Here is an 18,978-nt window from a genome sequence, read left to right as displayed (position 1 = left end):
ATGACCAACGCGCGTTCCGGCAAGCCTGCAGGCCCCTACACCGCCCACACCGCCCCCGGCGTCCCCACGCGCGTGCTGGCCGCGCGCGTCCTGGCCCAGGTGATCGGCCGTGGCCGCTCGCTGAAGGCCGAACTGGCCACCGCCCTGCCGACCCTGGACGACAGCCGCGACCGCGCGCTGCTCGAGGCGCTGTGCTTTGCCGTGCTGCGCCGCCGTGCCGCCTACGATGCCGCGCTGGCGCAGTGGATGCCGCGCCCGCTGAGCGTGCGCGAGGACGAACTGCGTGCGCTGCTGCTGGTCGGCTTCGCCCAGCTCGACGCGCTGGAGCTGCCCGCCCACGCCGCGCTCTCGGCCACGGTGGACGCCGCCCGCGCGATGGGCCGTGACCGTCAGGCCGGCATGGTCAATGCGCTGCTGCGCCGTGCCCAGCGCGAAGGCATTCCGCCGTTGCCGCCGCGCGATGCCTTCCCGCTGTGGATGGCCGAAAAGATCGAACAGGATTGGCCGGATGAGGCCGAGGCGGTGTTCAGCGCCAGCCTGCAGGCCGCGCCGTTGTGGCTGCGGGTCAACCGCCAGCACGGCAGCCGCGAGGCGATGCTGCAGCAGATGGAAGCCGCCGGCATCGCTGCCGAAGCCTCCAGCATCGGTGCCGATGCGATCCGCCTGCCGGTGCCGGTCGCAGTCACTGCGCTGCCCGGCTTCGCCGAGGGCGCGCTGTCGGTGCAGGATCTGTCTGCCCAGCAGGTGGCCGATGCGCTGGCGCCGCGCCTTGGCGCGCGCGTACTGGATGCCTGCGCCGCACCGGGCGGCAAGTCCGCGCACCTGCTCGAGCGCGATCCGACCCTGCACCTGCTGGCGTTGGACATCGATCCGCGCCGGCTCAAGCGCATCAGCGAAACGTTCGCACGCACCGGCGTGGGCCAGAACGCGAAGGTGCTGGCCGGTGACGCGACCGATCCGGCCAGCTGGTGGGATGGGCAGTTGTTCGACACCATCCTGCTCGACGCCCCGTGTTCGGCCACCGGCATCATCCGCCGGCAGCCGGACGTGCTGGTGCACCGCCGGCCGACCGACATCGACGCCCTGATCGCGCTGCAGGCACGCCTGCTGGATGCGTGCTGGACGATGCTCGCTCCCGGCGGAACCCTGCTGTATGCGACATGCTCGATCCTGCGCGATGAAAATCAGTTCCAGGTCGAAGCGTTCCTGCAGCGCACGCGTGGCGCGGGCTTCCTGCCGCTGGGTGAGGCGTATGGCCACGATTCCTGGGCCGGGCGCCAGCGCCTGCCGGGTGAGGACGGTGCTGACGGCTTCTTCTATGCGCGTCTGCTAAAGAAGGGTTGAACCGAACCCGGCTAGAATCCCGCCCCATGCTTAACCACCGCGCATCCCGAGAGTTCTGGCTGCTTGCCCTGATGGCCCTGCTCGTTCTGGGGGCTGGCCTGGGCATGCGTGATCCCTGGCCGTCCGATGAACCCCGCTTCGCGCTGGTCGCCAAGCAGATGGTGGACAGCGGCGACTGGCTGTTCCCGCACCGGGGCACCGAGCTGTATTCGGACAAGCCCCCGATGCTGATGTGGTCGCAGGCTGCGCTGTATTCGCTGATCGGTGATTGGCGCGTGGCGTTCCTGCTGCCCTCGCTGCTGGCCGCGCTGGGTACCCTGGCCTGTGTCTACGACCTTGGCCGCCGGCTGTGGACGAGGCGGGTCGGGCTGTATGCCGCCTGGGCGCTGCTGTTCGCGCTGCACTTCACCTTCCAGTCCAAGAAGGCCCAGATCGACCCGCTGGTGGTGTTCTTCATCACCTTGGCCAACTACGGCCTGCTGCGCCATCTGCTCAGTGGCCCCGCATGGCGCTGGTGGTGGCTGGGCTGGTTCGCCGCCGGGCTCGGGGTGATCACCAAGGGCGTGGGCGTGATCGCACTGCTGATGATCCTTCCGGCGGCGGTGGCCTCCGTACTCGGCTGGCCGCGGGTCAAGCTGCACTGCCGCGACTGGCGTTTCTGGCTCGGCCCGCTGGCGTTCGTGCTGGCCATCGCGCTGTGGCTGGTGCCGATGGTGGTGACCGCGCTGGGCAGCGGCTCGGCCGAGTACCGGGCCTACCTGGACGACATCCTGTTCCGGCAGACCGCCAAGCGCTATGCCCAGTCCTGGGATCATCACCAGCCGTGGTGGTACTTCCTGGGCACGATGCCCTCGATGTGGATCCCCGCCTTCCTGGCGATTCCGTGGGCGATCCCGGCCTGGCGCCGGCGCCTGCAGCGGCGCGATGCGCGCTACCTGCTGCCGCTGGTGTGGTGGCTGTTGATCGTGCTGTTCTTCTCGATCCCCAACGGCAAGCGCGACGTCTACATCCTGCCGGCGCTGCCGATGTTCTGCCTGGCGCTGGCACCGCTGCTGCCGGGGCTGCTGCGCAAGCGCGCGTTCCAGTGGCTGCTGGGCGGCTTCGTGGCCCTGCTGGCGGCCGGCCTGCTCGGCATCGGCACGTCCATGCTGGTCGGGCAGCCGGGCTTCGAACGCAAACTGATTCTCGACCGTGGCATCGATACCGCGGTGACCTCCGGCCTGGGCTGGGTCGCGGTCGCACTCGGCTGCTGGGCCGTGCTCACCCTGTGCATCGCCGGCGTGCGCCGCTTCCACCTGGCCGTGGTGGCGACGCTGACCATGGCCTGGGTCGCATTCGGGCTGATCGGCTACCCGCTGTTCAACGACTCCAGTTCCGCCCGCGGCCTGATGCAGCAGGTCGGCCAGCGCATCGGTCCAGACGCCGAACTGGGCCTGGTCGCCTGGAAAGAGCAGAATCTGCTGATGGCCGACCGGGACGCCGCCACCTTCGGTTTCAACCGACGCTGGGACCGGCAGCTGGGCGATGGCGTCGCCTGGCAGGCGGCACGTCCGCAGCAGCGTTGGTTGCTGGTGCAGGAAGACGCACTGCTGGCCTGTGTGGACCGCACCAGCGCCGAGCTGGCCGGGGTCGCCAACCGCCGGCGTTGGTGGTTGGTAAGGCCCGGTGACATCCATGGCCCCTGCGTGGCCAGCGCCGAAGAGCAGGAGCGCGAACGCGCGCTGCACCGGATCGATGGCGATGAGTGAGGTCTGCACTGCTGGCGGCCTGCCCGGGCGGGAACCGCAGGACCGTGGGCGCCGGTCGCGTCCAGTGCAATCACGGGCCTGCGTGCCTGCGTGTGGCGATCGAGGTTGGCAATGACGTTTTCCCGTGGATCCGAGCCGGCCACGCCTGTTTCCCTGCCGCCGCTGCAGGGGCGTGCCGGCGTGGCGCACTGGATCGCCACCGTGGGCCTGTTCTGCATGCCCGCCCTGGTGCTGACCCTGCCGCAGAATCTGCTGCCCTACGGCATCCTTCTGCTGCTGAGCACGCTGCTGGCGCCGGACTACCTGTGGCGCGCACGTGGCCTGGCCGGGCGGCCGGTGAAAGTGCTGGCCTGGCTGGTGGTGGCCGCGATCGCCTTCGCGCTGCTCTCGATCTATCTGTTCGAGCAGGGGCTGCGCGATATCGACAACCGGTCGCGGTTCGTCGTGATCCCGTGGATCGCCTTGTGGGTGTGTGCCTTGCGGCCGGATATCCGCTGGCTGTGGGCAGGCGCCCTGGCCGGCCTGCTCGGCACGATGGTGCTGTCGATCCTGCAGGTGGCCGGGGGCGCGCCGCGTGCCGACCTGAGCACCAATGCGATCGTGCTGGCCGACATCGTGCTGGTGCTGATGGTGCTGCTGGTCTTCTGCCGGCCACACCAGCGCTGGACCTGGGTGATCGTGGGCATGGTCGCCGGCTGCGTGACCATCGTGCTCAGCGGCAGCCGCGGGGTCTGGCTGGCGCTGCTGGCGCTGCTGGTGGTGATGGCGATGAGCCTGCGCTGGCGCACCGGGCGTGCGCGCCTGGGCGTGCTGCTGGCACTGGTGGCGATCGCCGGCACCCTGACCCTGACCATCCCGAGCCTGCGCGAGCAGGTCCGCCTGACCGAGCTCAAGCACGACGTGGTGCGGATGGAGCGCGGTGACAGCGACTCCTCCGCCGGTGCGCGCGTGGAGCGGCTGCAGGTGGCCTATGAAACCTTCCTCGACCATCCCCTGACGGGGGTGGGCATCGGCCATTTCGACAGCGCCATGCAGCGCCTGCCGGTGTGCCGGGATGATCCGAGTGAGCAGCGCTGCCACCTGGGCCATGCGCACAACGATCTGGCCGAATGGGCCGCGACCCAGGGCGCCCCGGGCCTGCTGTTGCTGCTGGCGATCTATGGCGTGCCGCTGTGGGTGTTCACCGGCCTGCACCGGCGCAGCGGCGAGCAGACCTTCCGTGGCCCGGCCGCCGCCGGGATCATGGTGGTGGTGACCTATGTGCTGTGCGGGATCACCCAGTCGATGTTCGCGCACCAGATCACGGCCAGCTTCTACGTCACCATCGTCGGCCTGCTGGCCGGGTTGTCGATCGTCCAGGGCCATACCCGGCGCCTGGCGTTGGCGCGGGCCCAGGCCCAGGCTCAGGCTCAGGCTCAGGCTCAGGCGTCGGGCTGATTCCGCGGCGGGTCGGTGACCGGCTGCCCGTTCTGCAGCATCCACAGCATGATGGTCTTCTGGCGCACGTAGTTGGCGCGCACATAGGCGTAGACCAGCCCGTGCCAGCCGTCGCGGAAGCCGCCGCGCAGCAGCAGCCCGCGCCAGAACCGCCACGCCGGCGCCAGGATCAGCTTGGGCAGCGTGGCGCGCTTGCCCCGCGCGAACTCGTGCTCGGCCATCATCCGCGCGTAGCGCTGGGTCTTGAGCAGTTGCTGCTCCAGCGAGCGGTAGGGGTAATGGATCAGATCACCCCGCAGGGTGCCCACCGCGCCATCCACGCTGGCCGCCTCATGGATCTCGCGCTTGCCGCGCCAGCCGCCATGGCGGCGGTCGAACAGGCGCAGGACCCGGTCCGGGTAGGCATTGCCGTGCTTGAGGAACTTGCCGAAATACGCGGACAACCGCGCGAAACGGTAGCCGTGGTGGCCGGTGAAGCCGGTGGCCTGCGCGGTCAGGATCGCCTCGCGCAGGACGTCGCTGATGCGCTCGTCGGCATCCAGGCACAGCACCCAGTCGTGGGTGGCCTGCTCGACGCAGAACGCTTTCTGGCTGCGGAACCCATCGAACCGGCGCTGCAGCACCCGCGCCCCGGCCGCCGTCGCGATCGCCACCGTGGCGTCGGTCGATTGCGAGTCCACCACGACGATCTCGTCGCAGAAGGCCAATGAGGCCAGGCAGTCGCCGATGCGGTCGGCTTCATTGAACGCGATAATGCAGGCCGAAATGCGAGGCCGTTCAGTGGGAGCGGTCGAGGAGGACATGATGGCCGAGTACCTGCTGTTTGCGACGGAGCGTTATGCGCTGCCCATTCTCGCCCCTCTGGCGCAGGCGTTGCACGCATCCGGTCAATCGGTGTCGGCCTGGTTCGCCGATGGCGCCGCCGGCGCATCGCTGCCCGGCGTGCCCAACGTCGGCCTGAAAGAGGCGCTGGCGCTGCGCCCACGTGCGGTGTTCAGTGCCGCCAACTGGGTGCCGCCGTTCATCGCCGGGGCCAAGGTGCAGGTGTTCCACGGTTTCAACGTGCAGAAGCGCGACAGCGCCCGTGGCCACTTCCGGGTGCGGGGACTGTTCGATCTGTACTGCACCCAGGGCCCGGCCACGACCGCCCCGTTCCGCGAGCTGGCCGCGCGCGAGGGCCACTTCGCCGTGGCCGAGACCGGCTGGCCCAAGCTGGACCCGCTGTTCCGCGATGACGGCGGCCTGAGCGCGGGATTGCGCGTGCCAGCCCAGGGCCGCCCGGTGATCCTGTTCGGTTCGACCTTCACCGAGCGCTTGAGCGCGGCGCCACACCTGTACGACCAGATCGCGGCCGACATCGCCCGCGGCGATCACTACTGGCTGCTGACCCTGCACCCCAAGTGCGCGCCGGAGCTGTTCGATCGCTACCGCGCGCTGGCTGGCCCGCATGCGCGCTTCATCGAGCCCGAACAGGTGATGGCCGCGCAGCGCGCCGCCGATGTGCTGGTCTCGGACACCTCCTCGATCGTGTCCGAGTTCATCGTGCAGCACAAACCCGTGGTCACCTTCCGCAACCGGGTGCCGCAGCCGCACATGATCGATTTCGACGACGCCACGCAGCTGCCCGCGATGCTGGCCCAGGCGTTGGATCCGGCGCCGGCGTTGATGGCCGAGATCCGGCGCTACGCCGATGCCATCCACCCGTTCCGCGATGGCTATTCCTCCGAGCGGGTGATCGCCGCGACCGAGGATTTCCTGTCCGGCGAACTCGGCACGCTCAAGCGCAAACCGTTCGGCGCGTGGACGCGCGGCCTGCAGATCCGCAAGGATCTCGGGTACTGGGGGCCGGCCAAGCGCTGAAGCATCCGTGGCGATGCCGGCCGGGTTAGGGCGAGCCGGCGAGCAGCGGACAGCACCGGGATGCACCCCCTGCGTGGACGGTGTTCATCCGGTCGGTCCACGCCGTGCGTGGAGGCTCGGCTACCAGCGCAGGCGGCGCTTGGCCAACGCCCGGCCCAGCTGCTCATACACCGCGCGTGCTTCGGCCTCCGGCAGGTACTGCAGCACCAACGGCGTGCCCATGCCCGCGCCGGCGGTATCCAGCCACACGCTGGCCGTGCCCAGCCGGCGGTCCAGCGGCGAGCGGGTCAGGCGCAGCGCCTGCAGCTTGTCCAGCTCTGCAAAGCGCCACCAGCGCTGCCACCAGCCGCCACGCACGGCCACGTAGTCGTCATCCAGGTGATAGCCGATGCGGTCCATCTGCCGGTGCGCGCGGAATGCCGACCACGGCAACCACAGCAGCAACAGCGCGCCCCACGGACCGCCGTACCAGATCGCGCCCGCGCTCAGCAGCGGAACCACGCACAGCGCGCCCAGGCACAGCCGCCACCAGCCGCGCCTCTGAACCGGCTGCCAGCGCGCCGGCGGCCACTGCAGGTGCGGCAGCAGATGCTGGACCAGCCCATCGCACACGGCCGGCGTCGCCAGCGGCGCGAGTTCGCGCAGGTCACGCCGCTCGCCTTCGCCGGGGTTGCCGGCCGCGATATCGATGCGCAGTTGCCGGCGCTGGAACCAGCGCTGGAGGGCCGTCTCGCGCAGCGTCCAGGCCTGGATCCGGCGCCGCGCCACGCTGGTGCGCATGCGCGTCAACAGTCCGCTGGCCACGGTCAGCCGACGCTCGTGCTCACTGAGCCGGAAACCGTAATAGCGCAGCAGCGCGAGCACCACCGAGAGCACCCGCAGCAGCACCCAGAAACCGGCCACGGCCAGCACTGCGGCAATCGCCCAGAGCCACATGCCAGGGTGCAGGTGGCTGGCATAGCCGAAGGCCTGGCGCCCGCCTGCTTCGATCACATCGGACACGCTGCCACGCGGGAACAATTGCAGCATCGCACCCAGCACCGCCACCACCACGACCCAGCCGCGGTTGGACAACAGCCCGATGCGGATGACCTCGCCGGGGCCCAGCGCCAGCAGCACGTCCTCGGCAGGCTCGGCAAGCGCCGCCTCGCCCTCGGCCGCAGCCGGCGCTGCCTGGCCACGCTGGCGGACCAGCCGCTCCAGTGCGAGCGCCTGGTCCAGCTTGAGCACCCGCATTTCTGCCTCGGGTCGGTTGCCGCCGGCCGATTCCAGCTTCAGCTCGGCCACCCCGAACAGGCGGTGCAACGGGTTCTGGTGGACCACCACGTTGTGGATGCGGGCGAAGGGAATCTCGCGGCGATTGCGCGCGAACACGCCGCTGCGCACCGTGATTGCCGTCGCCCCGATCCGGTAGCGGTAAGTGAGGTACTGCAGCACCGAGTACGCCACCAGCACCACCACGGCGATCACCGGGCCGATCGACAGCCAGAACTCATCGCGGTCGCCGCGCTGGCCGAACACCACCAACGCGATCAACGGCACCAGGCCTTGGCGCAGCTGCATCAGCAGCACGAACAGCCACGACCAGGGATGCAGCCGCTGCTCCGGCGCGGCATCAAGCGGCGGCGGAATACTCACAGGGCGTCGTCGTCCTGGTCCAGCTGGTGCGCCAGGGTATCGCGCAGGCGCTCGGCATCGGCGCTGTCCAGGCCACTGAGGGTGACCGCGCTGAAGCGGCTGCCGGCGGTATGCACGACCAGCGTGCTCAACCCGGCGCTGCGTTCGATCGGGCCACGGCGCAGATCCAGGTGCTGCACGCGCGAGGTCGGTACGCGGGTTTCGTTCTGCCAGAGCAGGTCACGGCGCAGCCCGAGCCCCTGGGCATCAAGCCGCCAATAGGTGCGGCGCTGGCGGCGGAAGGCGAGCGCGGCACCGATCAGTGCGCCCAGCAGCACCATGCCGGCCGCGCCCCACCAGCGCCCCGGCAGATCGAACACCACCCACAGCGCACCGAACGCACCGCCGATCAGCAGCGCGCCGGCGATCGCGCCACCGAAGGCGGCCAGCGAGGCCGAACGCAGCGGCAGCGGTTGCCAGTCCGGCGCGGCGGGCGACGGCGGCAGGGGCGGCGGCACGGGAGTGTCGAGGAGATCGGACAAGGCAGGGCGCTCGGCTGGAAACGGGCCGGGCGCATGCGTGCAGGTGCAACCGCCCGTGGCGCAGACGGTAGCAGGTTGCCGTGGGCTATTGCGCGGCCTGGATCAGTGCATCCACATCGAGCAGGTGGCCGGCGCGTTCGGCCTTGGTGCGCAGGTACTGTTCGTTCTCGGCGGTGATGTCGCCGGTGACCGGCACGCAATCGACCACGTCGATGCCGGCATTGCGCAGGCGCTGGGCCTTGGTCGGGTTGTTGCTGAGCAGTTGCACGCGGGTCACGCCCAGGCCCTGCAGCATCGCCACGGCACTGCCGTACCGGCGCTCGTCGGCACCAAAACCAAGCTGCGCATCGGCGTCGATCGTATCGAGCCCATCATGCTGGTAACCGTAGGCGCGCATCTTCGCGGCGATGCCGGTGCCACGACCTTCCTGGTCCAGGTACAACAGTACGCCGCCACCAAGCTCCTTGAGCTTGCGCAGACCACGCCGCAGCTGGTCGCCACAGTCGCACTTGAGTGAGCCGAACAGGTCACCGGTCAGGCAGGAGGAGTGCACGCGCACCGGCACCACGGCGGACAGGTCCGGCGTGCCGACGATGATCGCGACCTGGTCGCGCTGGGCCACGCCACCGCGGAACACCGCAAATTCGGTCATGCCGACCTCGCGCAACGGGACCGGCGAGCGGGCCACCAGCTCATAGGCGTGCGCGGCCTGCTCGGCGCCCTGGCTCAGGTCGCACAGCGAGACCTGGGCGCAGCCGTCGAAGCGGCGGTCATCGGAGTTCAACAGCACCCCGACCATCGCCGGCAGCAGCAGGCCGAGGCGGGCAATCTCCACCGCGCCATCGTCCAGCGCTTCGCCGCCGGTCCAGCCGGGCGGCATCGCGCCGGGATCGCGCAGGTAGCTGAGCGAGGGCAGGGCATCGAAGTCGATGCCGGCCAGCGGCACGCGCGCGCCACGTTCGGCACTGACGCCGAGCACGCGTGCGCGGGTCGCGGTGAGGAACAGATAGTGGCGATCCCCGGCGGCCGTAGCGAAGGCGGTGAAGCTGGTGCGGGTGCTGCTGTCCAGCGCGATGAAGGCCAGGCGCTGGCCGTGGCCATCGTCGATCACCACCGGGCGACCGGCGCGCAGTTCGGCCACCGCGCGCTCGCAGCGGATCGCGGCCGGATCGCCGAACAGGGAAGAAGCAGAAGACATGGCAGGGGCCGTGGGGGACATCGTGGTTTCCACAGTGGGGACGGAAAGCGCCGATTCAATCGCGCCAAGGGCGCGACGCTGCGTCGCAGTCAGTGCGGATGGTCCTCGGTGGCGTAGGGATCGTCCTCGCCGCTCTGCGGTGGACGCAGCGTATAGCGCTTGTAGGTCCACTGATACTGCGCCGGATCGCGCCGGGCGATGCGTTCGATCCCGGCATTGAGGGCGCTGGCGGCGGTACGCGGGTCCGGATCGGCCACGGCCGGCGGGGCGGCCTCGATGTGCAGCGCGAAGTCCATGTCCGGGCCGATCCGCTCGCACCAGCCGTACAGCACGGTCGCGCCGGTGCGCTCGGCCAGCCGGTTGACCAGGGTCATGGTCAGCGCCTCCACCCCGAAGAACGGCGCGAACACCCCGTCACCGGCCTTGGGCTGCTGGTCGGGCAGGATGCCGGTGGCGCCGCCGTCCTTGAGCACCTTGAACAGCTGGCGCACGGCCGGGCCCTCGGCCCGGACCTGCTGGACGTTGTCGCCGCCTCGGACCAGCTGCAGGAAAGCATCGCCTACCGCTTCATCCGGGGCCTTGTAGACGATCGCGATCGGGCCGCGCGAGGCCAGCCACTGGTTGAGCAGCTCCCAGTTGCCGTAGTGCGGGGCGGCCACGATCACGCCCTTGCCGGCAGCCAGGGCGGCGTCGTACAGCGCCTCGCCGTGGCGCTCGGTGAGCCGGGCCAGGTTGCGCTCGCGCGGCTGGGTCCACAGGCGCAGGGTTTCGATCGCCTGCAGCGCGGTGGAGCGCAGCACGTTCCGGTGCAGCACCGCGCGCTCGGTATCGCTCAGTTCGGGGTAGGCCAGCTCAAGGTTGCGGCGGGTGACGCGGCTCTCACGGGCGTTGAGACGGATCCACAGCCAGGCCAGCAGCGTCGCGACGGCGCGCAGCCAGGACCAGGGCAGGCGAGTGAACAGGGCAGCGGCGCGGTACGCCAGGCGGGCAGTGGTGTGCGGTTTCATCGCTGCGAAGTCTAGCCGCTGGCGGCCAGCCTGTCGGCGCGCGGGCGCGTTAAGGTAGGCCGCCTTCAGTTGCGGAGCCCTGCCGATGCTTGTCCTGATCCAGCGCGTGAGCCAAGCCAGCGTCCATGTCGAGCAGGCCGTCGTGGGCCAGATCGGGCCCGGCCTGCTGGCCCTGGTGGGCATGGAGCCGGGCGACACCGAGGCCCAGATCACCCGGATGGCCGATCGCCTGCTTGGTTACCGTGTCTTCGGCGATGAGACCGGAAAAATGAACCGGTCCCTGCGCGACACCGGCGGCGGATTGCTGCTGGTCAGCCAATTCACCCTGGCGGCCGATACATCCAGCGGGATGCGGCCGGGCTTCAGTACCGCCGCGCCGCCGGCGGAGGCTGAACGCGGATTCAATCGACTGGTCGATATCTGCAGACAAAAACATGCCCCGGGGGTGGAAACCGGCCAGTTTGGTGCCCATATGGTTGTCAGCCTGGTCAACGATGGTCCCGTGACCTTCCTGCTCAGACCCTAGCCCCCGGGACCACCGCCCGGGAACGCGGGGCGCCGGGCTGGTATAATGCTAGGTTCTATTCCCTCTCCCAGCCGGTGGCGCGAGCACTACATGGCCAACGAACGTCCTGCCCAGCAAAACGACATCAAGCTTCTGATCAGCAAGGGCCTGGAACAGGGCTACCTGACCTACGCCGAAGTCAATGACCATCTGCCCGACGACATCGTCGACCCGGAGCAGATCGAAGATATCATCGGCATGATCAACGGCATGGGCATTGATGTCCATGAAGTTGCTCCCGATGCAGAAACCCTGTTGCTCAACGATGGCAACACCGGCAACCGCGAAGTCGATGACACCGCGGCCGAAGAAGCCGCCGCCGCGCTGAGCGCGCTCGACACCGAAGGTGGCCGCACCACCGACCCGGTGCGCATGTACATGCGCGAAATGGGTACCGTCGAGCTGCTGACCCGCGAAGGCGAAATCGCCATCGCCAAGCGCATCGAAGAAGGCCTTGGCCAGGTCCAGGCCGCACTCGGTACCTTCCCGGTATCGGTGGAATCGCTGCTGGCCGACTACGACGCGCACAAGGAAGGCAAGAAGCGCCTGGCCGAAGTGATCGTCGGCTTCAACGACCTGGTCGAAGAAGTCCCGGCCCCGGCCGTGGCCGAAGACACCAGCGATGAGGCTGACGAAGACGCCGATGAAGACGACGACGGCGACGACGTCGAGGAAGAGGCCGGCCCGACCGGTCCGGATCCGGAAGAAGTCGCACGCCGCATGCAGGCCCTGAGCGATGCGTACACCGCGTTCAAGAAGGCCGCGGCCAAGGGCGACCGCAAGCCGCTGGCCAAGCTGCGCGACGACATGGCCGCCGTGTTCGTGACCCTGAAGCTGCCTTTGCCGCTGACCGATGTGCTGGTCAAGCAGCTGCGCGACGTCATGGCCTCGATCAAGTCCCACGAACGCCGCGTGCTGAACCTGGCGACCGTGACCGCGCGCATGCCGCGCAAGGACTTCATCCGCTCGTGGGAAGGCAACCAGACCAACCTGGAGTGGGTGGAAGACGCACTGAAGCGCAAGCAGAAGTGGTCCTCGGCCCTGCGTGACGTGAAGGACCAGATCATTGCCGAACAGCAGGCGACGATCGACATCGAGAAGACCACCTGGCTGGAACTGGACGAGCTGAAGGAAATCAGCCGCGCCATGGCCTACGGTGAAGCGCGTGCACGCAAGGCCAAGAAGGAAATGGTCGAGGCCAACCTGCGCCTGGTCATCTCGATCGCCAAGAAGTACACCAACCGCGGCCTGCAGTTCCTCGACCTCATCCAGGAAGGCAACATCGGCCTGATGAAGGCCGTGGACAAGTTCGAATACCGCCGTGGTTACAAGTTCTCCACGTATGCGACCTGGTGGATCCGCCAGGCCATCACCCGTTCGATCGCCGATCAGGCGCGCACCATCCGTATCCCGGTGCACATGATCGAAACGATCAACAAGTTGAACCGCATTTCCCGTCAGATGCTCCAGCAGTATGGCCGCGAGGCCACGCCGGAGGAGCTGGCCAAGGAAATGGACATGCCGGAAGACAAGATCCGCAAGGTGATGAAGATCGCCAAGGAGCCGATCTCGATGGAAACCCCGATCGGCGACGACGAGGATTCCCATCTGGGCGACTTCATCGAGGACACCAACGTGGAGTCCCCGATCGAGAACACCACCAACATCAACTTGTCTGAAACCGTGCGCGACGTGCTGGCCGGCCTCACCCCGAGGGAAGCCAAGGTGCTGCGCATGCGCTTCGGCATCGACATGAACACCGACCACACCCTCGAGGAAGTCGGCAAGCAGTTCGACGTCACCCGCGAGCGCATCCGCCAGATCGAAGCCAAGGCGCTGCGCAAGCTGCGTCACCCGAGCCGCTCCGAGCAGCTGCGCAGCTTCCTGGATATCGATTGATCAATTCCAGCGCACCGCGTTGAAACCCGACAGACCCCGCGCAAGCGGGGTTTGTTTTTTTGGGGCGGGTGGCGGCGCATGCGCCCGGACGCCACCCTTGAAGAACTGGGCTCGGTCGTGGCACTCACGGGCGAGACCTTCCACGTGTCGACCACCGCCGCACGCCCCAATCTGACTCGTTCGCCCGACGAGACCCGTCGACGGCCACTTCCCGGGGCTGCCGTGGTATCTGGACGACCTGCGCCCACAGGGCTTCCTCGGGCGCACGTTCGCGCATCGTCGCGGGCGTGACCTGGGCATCCCCGACGACCTCAATCGCTGGCAATTGGGTGACACCCTGCAGGCGCTGGTACGTGCAGGCGGCACCGGGATCGGTGACCTCCTGCTCGGCGGCGATGCCGTGCAGATGGCGGGTCCAGGAGATGGGCCCGCGTTTCGGTTGATGTGAGGGGTGCAGTGGAAAGCGCCTACTGGCCTCCACTACACTGTGCGGCCGCAAGGGCCTATAGCTCAACGGTTAGAGCAGAGGACTCATAATCCTTTGGTTCCAGGTTCGAATCCTGGTGGGCCCACCATTGAATCAGGCACCTGGCAGCAACCGCGTGTGGGCGAAAGCATAAGTTGGCCGTTTTGGCCAACTTGTACTAGAGCGTAATGCACAAGTTGGCCGATTTGAGGCCTCTGTAGATTCGCCGGCCTAGGCACTTCAATGGCTTATGTGCCGCAAGTGGCAATTTTGCCGGATGCGGCCAACTTATGCTGAAGTGCCCATGCACCGTCTACGTGAGGGTTAGGCTAGAAGACTACGACGACAGATCTAACAGTGGTGCATCCAATGACGGCTGTGCGCACTGCGGGAAAGTGTCGCTGCCGTAAGCGATCCGAGAGCCGACATCCAATACCGCCGCCGCTTTCCAGACCGAACCAGTTGTGCCACCGCGTTCACCGCGGCCCCGCCAATGCGACGGCATCGGCCCCAGCCGGAAAATGAAACTGGTCGGCAGCGTCGTGCACGGCCCGCCACACCGCTTCGGCCACATCCTGGGATTGCGTCGTCGCCTGCGGACGGGCGAAGGCTTCGAAGATCGGACGAGCGAAGTCCGCATAGGTGTCGGGGATGAGGCCATTCATGCGCTCGGCCCCATTCTCGGCGAACCGCGTCGTCGGGCCGTAGCCGGGTTCGACCAGCTTGACCCGGATGCCGAACGCGCCCAGTTCATGCGCCAGCGAACCCGTGAAGCCTTCGACTGCAGTTTTGCTGCCCGTATAGGCGGCAGCGAGCGGCATGCTGGCCAGGGTGGCGCTCGAGGTGACATTCACGATCGTGCCGGTCCGGCGCTCGCGCATCTGCGGAATCACGGCCTGCACCATCGCCATCGTGCCGAACGTGTTGGTCTCGAACACCTCGCGCACCGATTGCATCGACGTAGCCTCGAAGGCACCGACGACACCGATGCCCGCGTTGTTGACGAGAACATCAATCGGGCCCGCCTCGGCGACGGCCCGCGCGATGCTGCCGGCATCGGTGACATCCAGCGCGACCACCCTGATGCGGTCGGACGCGGGCAGGAGGGAGGGATCAGGGCGGCGCATCGTTGCGACGACCTTCCATCCTTGCCCGTGGAAGTAACGGGCGGTTTCCAGTCCGTAGCCGGAGGAACAACCCGTGATCAGGACAGTCTTCATTGCAGGAACTCCGTGGTGGTTGGGTGTGACCACGATAGGCCCAAGGCAAAGGACTATCGATGCTGTAAAGTCCAAGAAACATTGGCCATAGTCCTGCCATGACCGACCCCCTCGCCGAACTGATCACCCTGCTTCGACCCGCCAAGGTCATGGGCAAGAGCATTTCCGGCGCCGGGCGATGGGGCGTCCGCTACGCGCCATTCGGCCACCCCGGCTTCTGCGTGGTGACCGACGGTGCGTGCCATCTGCAGGTCGATGGCGCGTCCCCGCTGCGCCTGGAAGCGGGCGACTTCGTGTTCCTGCCCGCGACACCGGGATTTGTTCTGTCCGGGTTCGAGCCTGTCGAGCCGCAGGACATCGACCCCGCCACCGTCATGGGTCAAGGTCATGAAATGCGTCATGGCACTCTTGAGGGAGAGCCAGACGTGCGCATGCTGGGCGGCTATTTCGTCTTCGATTCGCCGGACACGGCGTTGCTGGTAACACTGCTGCCACCGGTCATTCACGTCCGGGGCGAAGACCGTTTCGGTGTGCTCGTGCGCCTTGTGCGCGAGGAAGCCATGCAATCGCGAGCGGGGCGCGACCTCATCCTGACCCGGCTGGTCGAGGTCCTGCTTATCGAAGCCTTGCGCGCGGCACCGGGCGACGCTGCGCCGGCAGGCCTGCTGCGCGGTCTGGCGGACGAGCGCCTGGCCCTGTCGATCCGTGAGATCCACCGCGATCCTTCGCGCGCCTGGACGGTGGAGCAATTGGCCAAGGTCGCGGCGCTGTCTAGGTCGGCCTACTTCCAGCGCTTTACTCGCGCGGTCGGCATGCCGCCGATGGAGTACCTGCTCGCCTGGCGCATGGCGATCGCGAAGGACATTCTCGATCGTCAGGACCTGATGATCGAGAAGGTAGCCGAGCGCGTGGGCTATTCGTCGGCGAGTACGTTCAGTACGGCCTTCACTCGCTACGTGGGTCGCCCGCCGAGTGGCTACGCCCGGGAGAGACGGCAAGTACGCTCCCGTGCGCCCTGAGGTGCGCTTCGGATCGGAAGCGATACCAGCACCCCGCCTGCGGCTCGTCGCGGTGGAACTCCTCTGGTCACCCTTCTGGTCACGCCTGAGTCCAAGAAGGTCAAGCCCGCCCCATCAGGCTACAGAGGCCTTGCCCGCCAGGCGGGCCGGTCTCGCCAGCCTGCCGTTGCACCACCATCCACGCTGAAGTTCTGCCCGGTTACCCAGCTGGACTCATCCGATGCCAGATACAGAGCCATGTAAGCCACGTCTTCGCCGGTGCCGGCACGCTGGATCAACGCATGTCGCAACTGCCAAGCCTTTGCTTCAGCATCAACGGCCTTGTCTGTGGCCGGCGTGCTGATGAAGCCGGGCGCGATTGAGTTCGCACGCACTCCATAGGGCGCACCCTCTGCGGCCAACGCACGGGTCATCGAGACGATGCCCCCTTTTGCGGTGGCATGCGCTACCTGCGCCAGTGGTTGGATCCCCAGCAGGGCAGAGTATGAGGCGATGTTGATCAGCGATCCGCCATTCTTGATCAACAACGGCCACGCCGCATTGGTGGTGTGAAACACGAGATCCAGCTCGACGTTCATGACGTGACGCCACAGCTTCAAATCCATCTTATCGAAGGGTGCGAACCCAAAGCCGGCGGCGTTGTTGTAAAGCACATCCAGACCACCCATCTTCTCTGCGCCCTCACGAACCCACTTGGCAGCATCATCGGGATCGGTGAGGTCGACAGTACTGGCGAAGGCGGAGTAACCCGCGCTGCGCAGTTCCTCCGCTGTCGCTTCGGCTGCACCGGGTCGGAAGTCGCAGCCGATCACTGTTGCGCCCTGCTGCGCGAACAGGCGCTGTGCCACTGCCCCCTGTCCGCCACCGGTTCCGGTGATGAGGATGCGCTTGCCGTCAAGACGGCCTGGCTTGATGCTGCTCATGGTGAACCTCTCGTGTGTCAGTGGATCGGGACGAAGGTGCCGCTCAGGCGGTTTCAAGCGTGGGATAGTCCACGAGCCCTTCCGCGCCGCCCGAATAGAAGGTCGACTTGTCCGGCGTGTTGAGCGGGGCGCCGGAGCGAAGGCGCTCAGGCAGGTCCGGGTTTGCAATGAAGCTGCTGCCAAACACAGTGGCGTCGGCGCGGCCTTCAGCAAGCGCACTCTCGGCGCTGGCCTTGTCCAGGCCGCTGCCGAGCAGGTAAGCACCGTCGAATCGCGGCCGCAGCAGTGCGTGGTAGTCGGTTTCGCTTCCAAACAACGCAACGTGCAGATAGGCCAGCTTGAGCGGCTTCAGTTGATCGACAAGGTAGGTGTAAGTTTCGACCGGGTTGGCGTCACTGACATCGTTGAAATTCATCTCCGGGGAGATCTTCAGCCCCACACGGTCCGCACCCGCCTCTTCGGACATGGCCTGCAGAACCTCGATCACGAACCGTGCGCGATCAGCCAGAGTCCCACCATACTCATCCGTGCGATGGTTGGTGGTGGAGGACAGGAACTGTTCCGGCAGATAACCGCTGGCTCCGTGCAACTCGACACCATCGAAGCCTGCTTCGATCGCCCGGCGGGTGGCCAGGCGATAGCTCTCGACGACCTGCTGCACCTCTGCAGTCGTCAATTCATGCGGGACAACGAAGTCCTTCTGGCCTTCCTGGGTCCAGGTCTGTCCACTGGCCTTGATGGCCGACGGCGCAACCGGCTGCGCGCCTTCCGGCAGAAGCAGGGGGTGCGACACGCGACCGGTGTGCATGATCTGCATGAAGATGCGCCCACCGCGTTCATGCACTGCGGACGTCACACGCTTCCAGGATGCGATCTGCGCTTCGGTCTCGATGCCCGGGGTGCGGACATAGCCCTTGCCGACCGCAGACGGGAACACGCCCTCGCTGATGATGAGGCCGGCCGTGGCGCGTTGCCCGTAGTAGGTAGCGACCATTTCTTCCGGGACGCCGGCATCATCGGCACGGGAGCGTGTCATGGGGGCCATGACGATGCGATTGGCAAAGGTGTAGCGACCCACCTGGACTTCGGTAAACAAGGCGCTCATGTGCAATTCCTGGCCGGTCAGCGGCCTGCATCTGGGGGAGGCCTCCATCGTCCAGAACTTCGCGTACGGGATAAAGCTGGTAATCTGGAAAATATTGCTCCATAGGTGACGCAATCATGGAACTGTTGAACGACATGGCGCTGTTCGTCGAGGTCGTGAAAGTGATGAGCTTCCGCCGCGCGGCGGAAATCACCGGCATCCCCAACTCCACTATTTCCAGACGCATCAGCGGCTTGGAGAAGGCGATCGGACTGCGCTTGATGCACAGGACCACGCGCAAGCTGGAACTGACCGAGGCCGGCCACCTTTATTACGAGCGGTGCAAGCACATCGTCGAAGAGGCGCGACTGGCGCACGAGCAGTTGGGGAACATGCTGGCCCAGCCGGCGGGCGTCCTGCGCGTATCGATGCCGGTTGACTTCGCAGCGATGTACCTGGCCGAACACATTGCGGACTTCGCGCGGACGTACCCGGGGATCAGCTTTGAGTTTGACCTGACGCCCCGACGCGTTGACCTGTTCACCGAGGCCTTCGATGTGGCAATCCGTATCGGTGAGTCGGAGAGCTCGAGCCTGATTGCGCGGGCGATCGCCAGCTTTTCGGCAGAGCTGTATGCCTCACCTGAGTACCTTGAGAGCGCCGGCGAGCCGAAGCAACCGGAGGACCTGGTCGCGCATCAGTGTTTCCACATGCAGCGTGACGGAGAGTGGACGCTCCAGAATGGCAAGGAAAAGCGGAAGATTCCCGTCGGAGGCCGCTTCATCGTCAACAGTATCGGCATGATGCGGCGCTTGGGAGGGCTTGGGATGGGCATCATCCTCATGCCTCCAAAGGCCGTGGAAGAGGATGTCGCGGCGGGCAGGTTGCAGCGGGTTCTGAGGGACTGGAAGGGAGTCCCCCTCACGGCTTATGCAATGACTGAGACGCGACTGCTGCCAGCCAAGACACAACGATTCATCGAGTTCCTCCGCGACAGGCTGGCGACCTCCACCGCGCTGCCGCTGGGCGTGCCCTGAGGCCCGACTCGA

General features: G+C 67.1%; 16 protein-coding genes and 1 tRNA gene. 9 read left to right on the top strand and 8 right to left on the bottom strand.

The genetic code is table 11. The annotated features are described in order from the left end of the window. The 3 genes from rsmB (at window position 1) to OC373_RS16910 (ending at window position 4,529) form a co-directional block, all read left to right on the top strand. Window positions 1-1,344: a 16S rRNA (cytosine(967)-C(5))-methyltransferase RsmB gene (gene rsmB, locus OC373_RS16920; RefSeq protein WP_070426037.1), complete on the top strand. Its 1,344-nt coding sequence runs from the start codon at window positions 1-3 to the stop codon at window positions 1,342-1,344. A gap of 26 nt (window positions 1,345-1,370) precedes the next feature. After that, the gene (locus OC373_RS16915; RefSeq protein WP_261998142.1) at window positions 1,371-3,092 is read left to right on the top strand and encodes a glycosyltransferase family 39 protein; all 1,722 of its coding nucleotides are present in this window, start codon (window positions 1,371-1,373) and stop codon (window positions 3,090-3,092) included. A gap of 111 nt (window positions 3,093-3,203) precedes the next feature. Further along, entirely contained in the window at window positions 3,204-4,529 is a 1,326-nt protein-coding gene (locus tag OC373_RS16910) for an O-antigen ligase (protein ID WP_261998141.1), read from the top strand. On the opposite strand, the gene OC373_RS16905 is transcribed toward OC373_RS16910, so the two are convergent. Continuing rightward, a complete protein-coding gene (locus tag OC373_RS16905; protein ID WP_261998140.1) occupies window positions 4,514-5,332 on the bottom strand; it encodes a glycosyltransferase family 2 protein in 819 nt (272 codons plus the stop codon). The two genes, OC373_RS16910 and OC373_RS16905, sit on opposite strands and share 16 nt — an antisense overlap. On the opposite strand from OC373_RS16905, the gene OC373_RS16900 reads away from it, so the two are divergent. Next, on the top strand, window positions 5,331-6,389 hold the full coding sequence (locus OC373_RS16900) for a CDP-glycerol glycerophosphotransferase family protein (protein ID WP_019183592.1): 1,059 nt from the start codon (window positions 5,331-5,333) through the stop codon (window positions 6,387-6,389). The two genes, OC373_RS16905 and OC373_RS16900, sit on opposite strands and share 2 nt — an antisense overlap. 120 nt (window positions 6,390-6,509) lie before the next feature. On the opposite strand, the gene OC373_RS16895 is transcribed toward OC373_RS16900, so the two are convergent. The 4 genes from OC373_RS16895 to OC373_RS16880 form a co-directional block, all read right to left on the bottom strand. Continuing rightward, window positions 6,510-8,027, bottom strand: coding sequence for a PH domain-containing protein (locus tag OC373_RS16895; protein ID WP_261998139.1), 1,518 nt, complete (start codon window positions 8,025-8,027; stop codon window positions 6,510-6,512). Then, window positions 8,024-8,548: a PH domain-containing protein gene (locus tag OC373_RS16890; protein ID WP_070426032.1), complete on the bottom strand. Its 525-nt coding sequence runs from the start codon at window positions 8,546-8,548 to the stop codon at window positions 8,024-8,026. Before OC373_RS16890 ends, OC373_RS16895 begins: the two co-directional genes overlap by 4 nt. A gap of 85 nt (window positions 8,549-8,633) precedes the next feature. Beyond that, complete coding sequence (gene ribA / locus OC373_RS16885; protein ID WP_261998138.1) at window positions 8,634-9,767, bottom strand: GTP cyclohydrolase II RibA; 1,134 nt, start codon at window positions 9,765-9,767, stop codon at window positions 8,634-8,636. Between the two features lie 68 nt (window positions 9,768-9,835). Continuing rightward, entirely contained in the window at window positions 9,836-10,753 is a 918-nt protein-coding gene (locus tag OC373_RS16880) for a lauroyl acyltransferase (RefSeq protein WP_261998137.1), read from the bottom strand. 85 nt (window positions 10,754-10,838) lie between these two features. Here OC373_RS16880 and dtd point away from each other — a divergent pair, with 85 nt between their 5' ends. From dtd to OC373_RS16865, 3 genes are all read left to right on the top strand, one after another. Continuing rightward, on the top strand, window positions 10,839-11,279 hold the full coding sequence (gene dtd / locus OC373_RS16875; RefSeq protein ID WP_070426029.1) for a D-aminoacyl-tRNA deacylase: 441 nt from the start codon (window positions 10,839-10,841) through the stop codon (window positions 11,277-11,279). Between the two features lie 90 nt (window positions 11,280-11,369). Continuing rightward, window positions 11,370-13,217, top strand: coding sequence for an RNA polymerase sigma factor RpoD (rpoD, locus tag OC373_RS16870; RefSeq protein ID WP_019183598.1), 1,848 nt, complete (start codon window positions 11,370-11,372; stop codon window positions 13,215-13,217). A gap of 499 nt (window positions 13,218-13,716) precedes the next feature. Continuing rightward, window positions 13,717-13,792 (top strand) — tRNA-Ile (locus tag OC373_RS16865). Between the two features lie 367 nt (window positions 13,793-14,159). On the opposite strand, the gene OC373_RS16860 is transcribed toward OC373_RS16865, so the two are convergent. After that, the gene (locus OC373_RS16860) at window positions 14,160-14,903 is read right to left on the bottom strand and encodes an SDR family oxidoreductase (protein WP_261998136.1); all 744 of its coding nucleotides are present in this window, start codon (window positions 14,901-14,903) and stop codon (window positions 14,160-14,162) included. Window positions 14,904-15,001: 98 nt separating this feature from the next. Here OC373_RS16860 and OC373_RS16855 point away from each other — a divergent pair, with 98 nt between their 5' ends. Then, complete coding sequence (locus OC373_RS16855; protein WP_070426026.1) at window positions 15,002-15,922, top strand: AraC family transcriptional regulator; 921 nt, start codon at window positions 15,002-15,004, stop codon at window positions 15,920-15,922. Window positions 15,923-16,041: 119 nt separating this feature from the next. Here OC373_RS16855 and OC373_RS16850 read toward each other — a convergent pair whose 3' ends face one another. Both OC373_RS16850 and OC373_RS16845 read right to left on the bottom strand, forming a co-directional pair. After that, entirely contained in the window at window positions 16,042-16,845 is an 804-nt protein-coding gene (locus OC373_RS16850) for an SDR family NAD(P)-dependent oxidoreductase (protein WP_261998135.1), read from the bottom strand. Between the two features lie 43 nt (window positions 16,846-16,888). Then, window positions 16,889-17,950 carry an alkene reductase gene (locus tag OC373_RS16845; RefSeq protein ID WP_070426024.1) on the bottom strand — a complete coding sequence of 354 codons (1,062 nt, stop codon included), beginning with the start codon at window positions 17,948-17,950 and terminating at the stop codon, window positions 16,889-16,891. Window positions 17,951-18,066: 116 nt separating this feature from the next. Here OC373_RS16845 and OC373_RS16840 point away from each other — a divergent pair, with 116 nt between their 5' ends. Then, window positions 18,067-18,966: a LysR family transcriptional regulator gene (locus OC373_RS16840; RefSeq protein WP_070426023.1), complete on the top strand. Its 900-nt coding sequence runs from the start codon at window positions 18,067-18,069 to the stop codon at window positions 18,964-18,966. Window positions 18,967-18,978 lie beyond the last annotated feature (12 nt).

It is taken from the genome of Stenotrophomonas sp. Ste96 (assembly GCF_024519495.1).
GTDB lineage: Bacteria > Pseudomonadota > Gammaproteobacteria > Xanthomonadales > Xanthomonadaceae > Stenotrophomonas > Stenotrophomonas bentonitica_A.
Note: the sequence above shows the minus strand (reverse complement) of the source record. Positions and strands in the feature narration are given on the sequence as shown.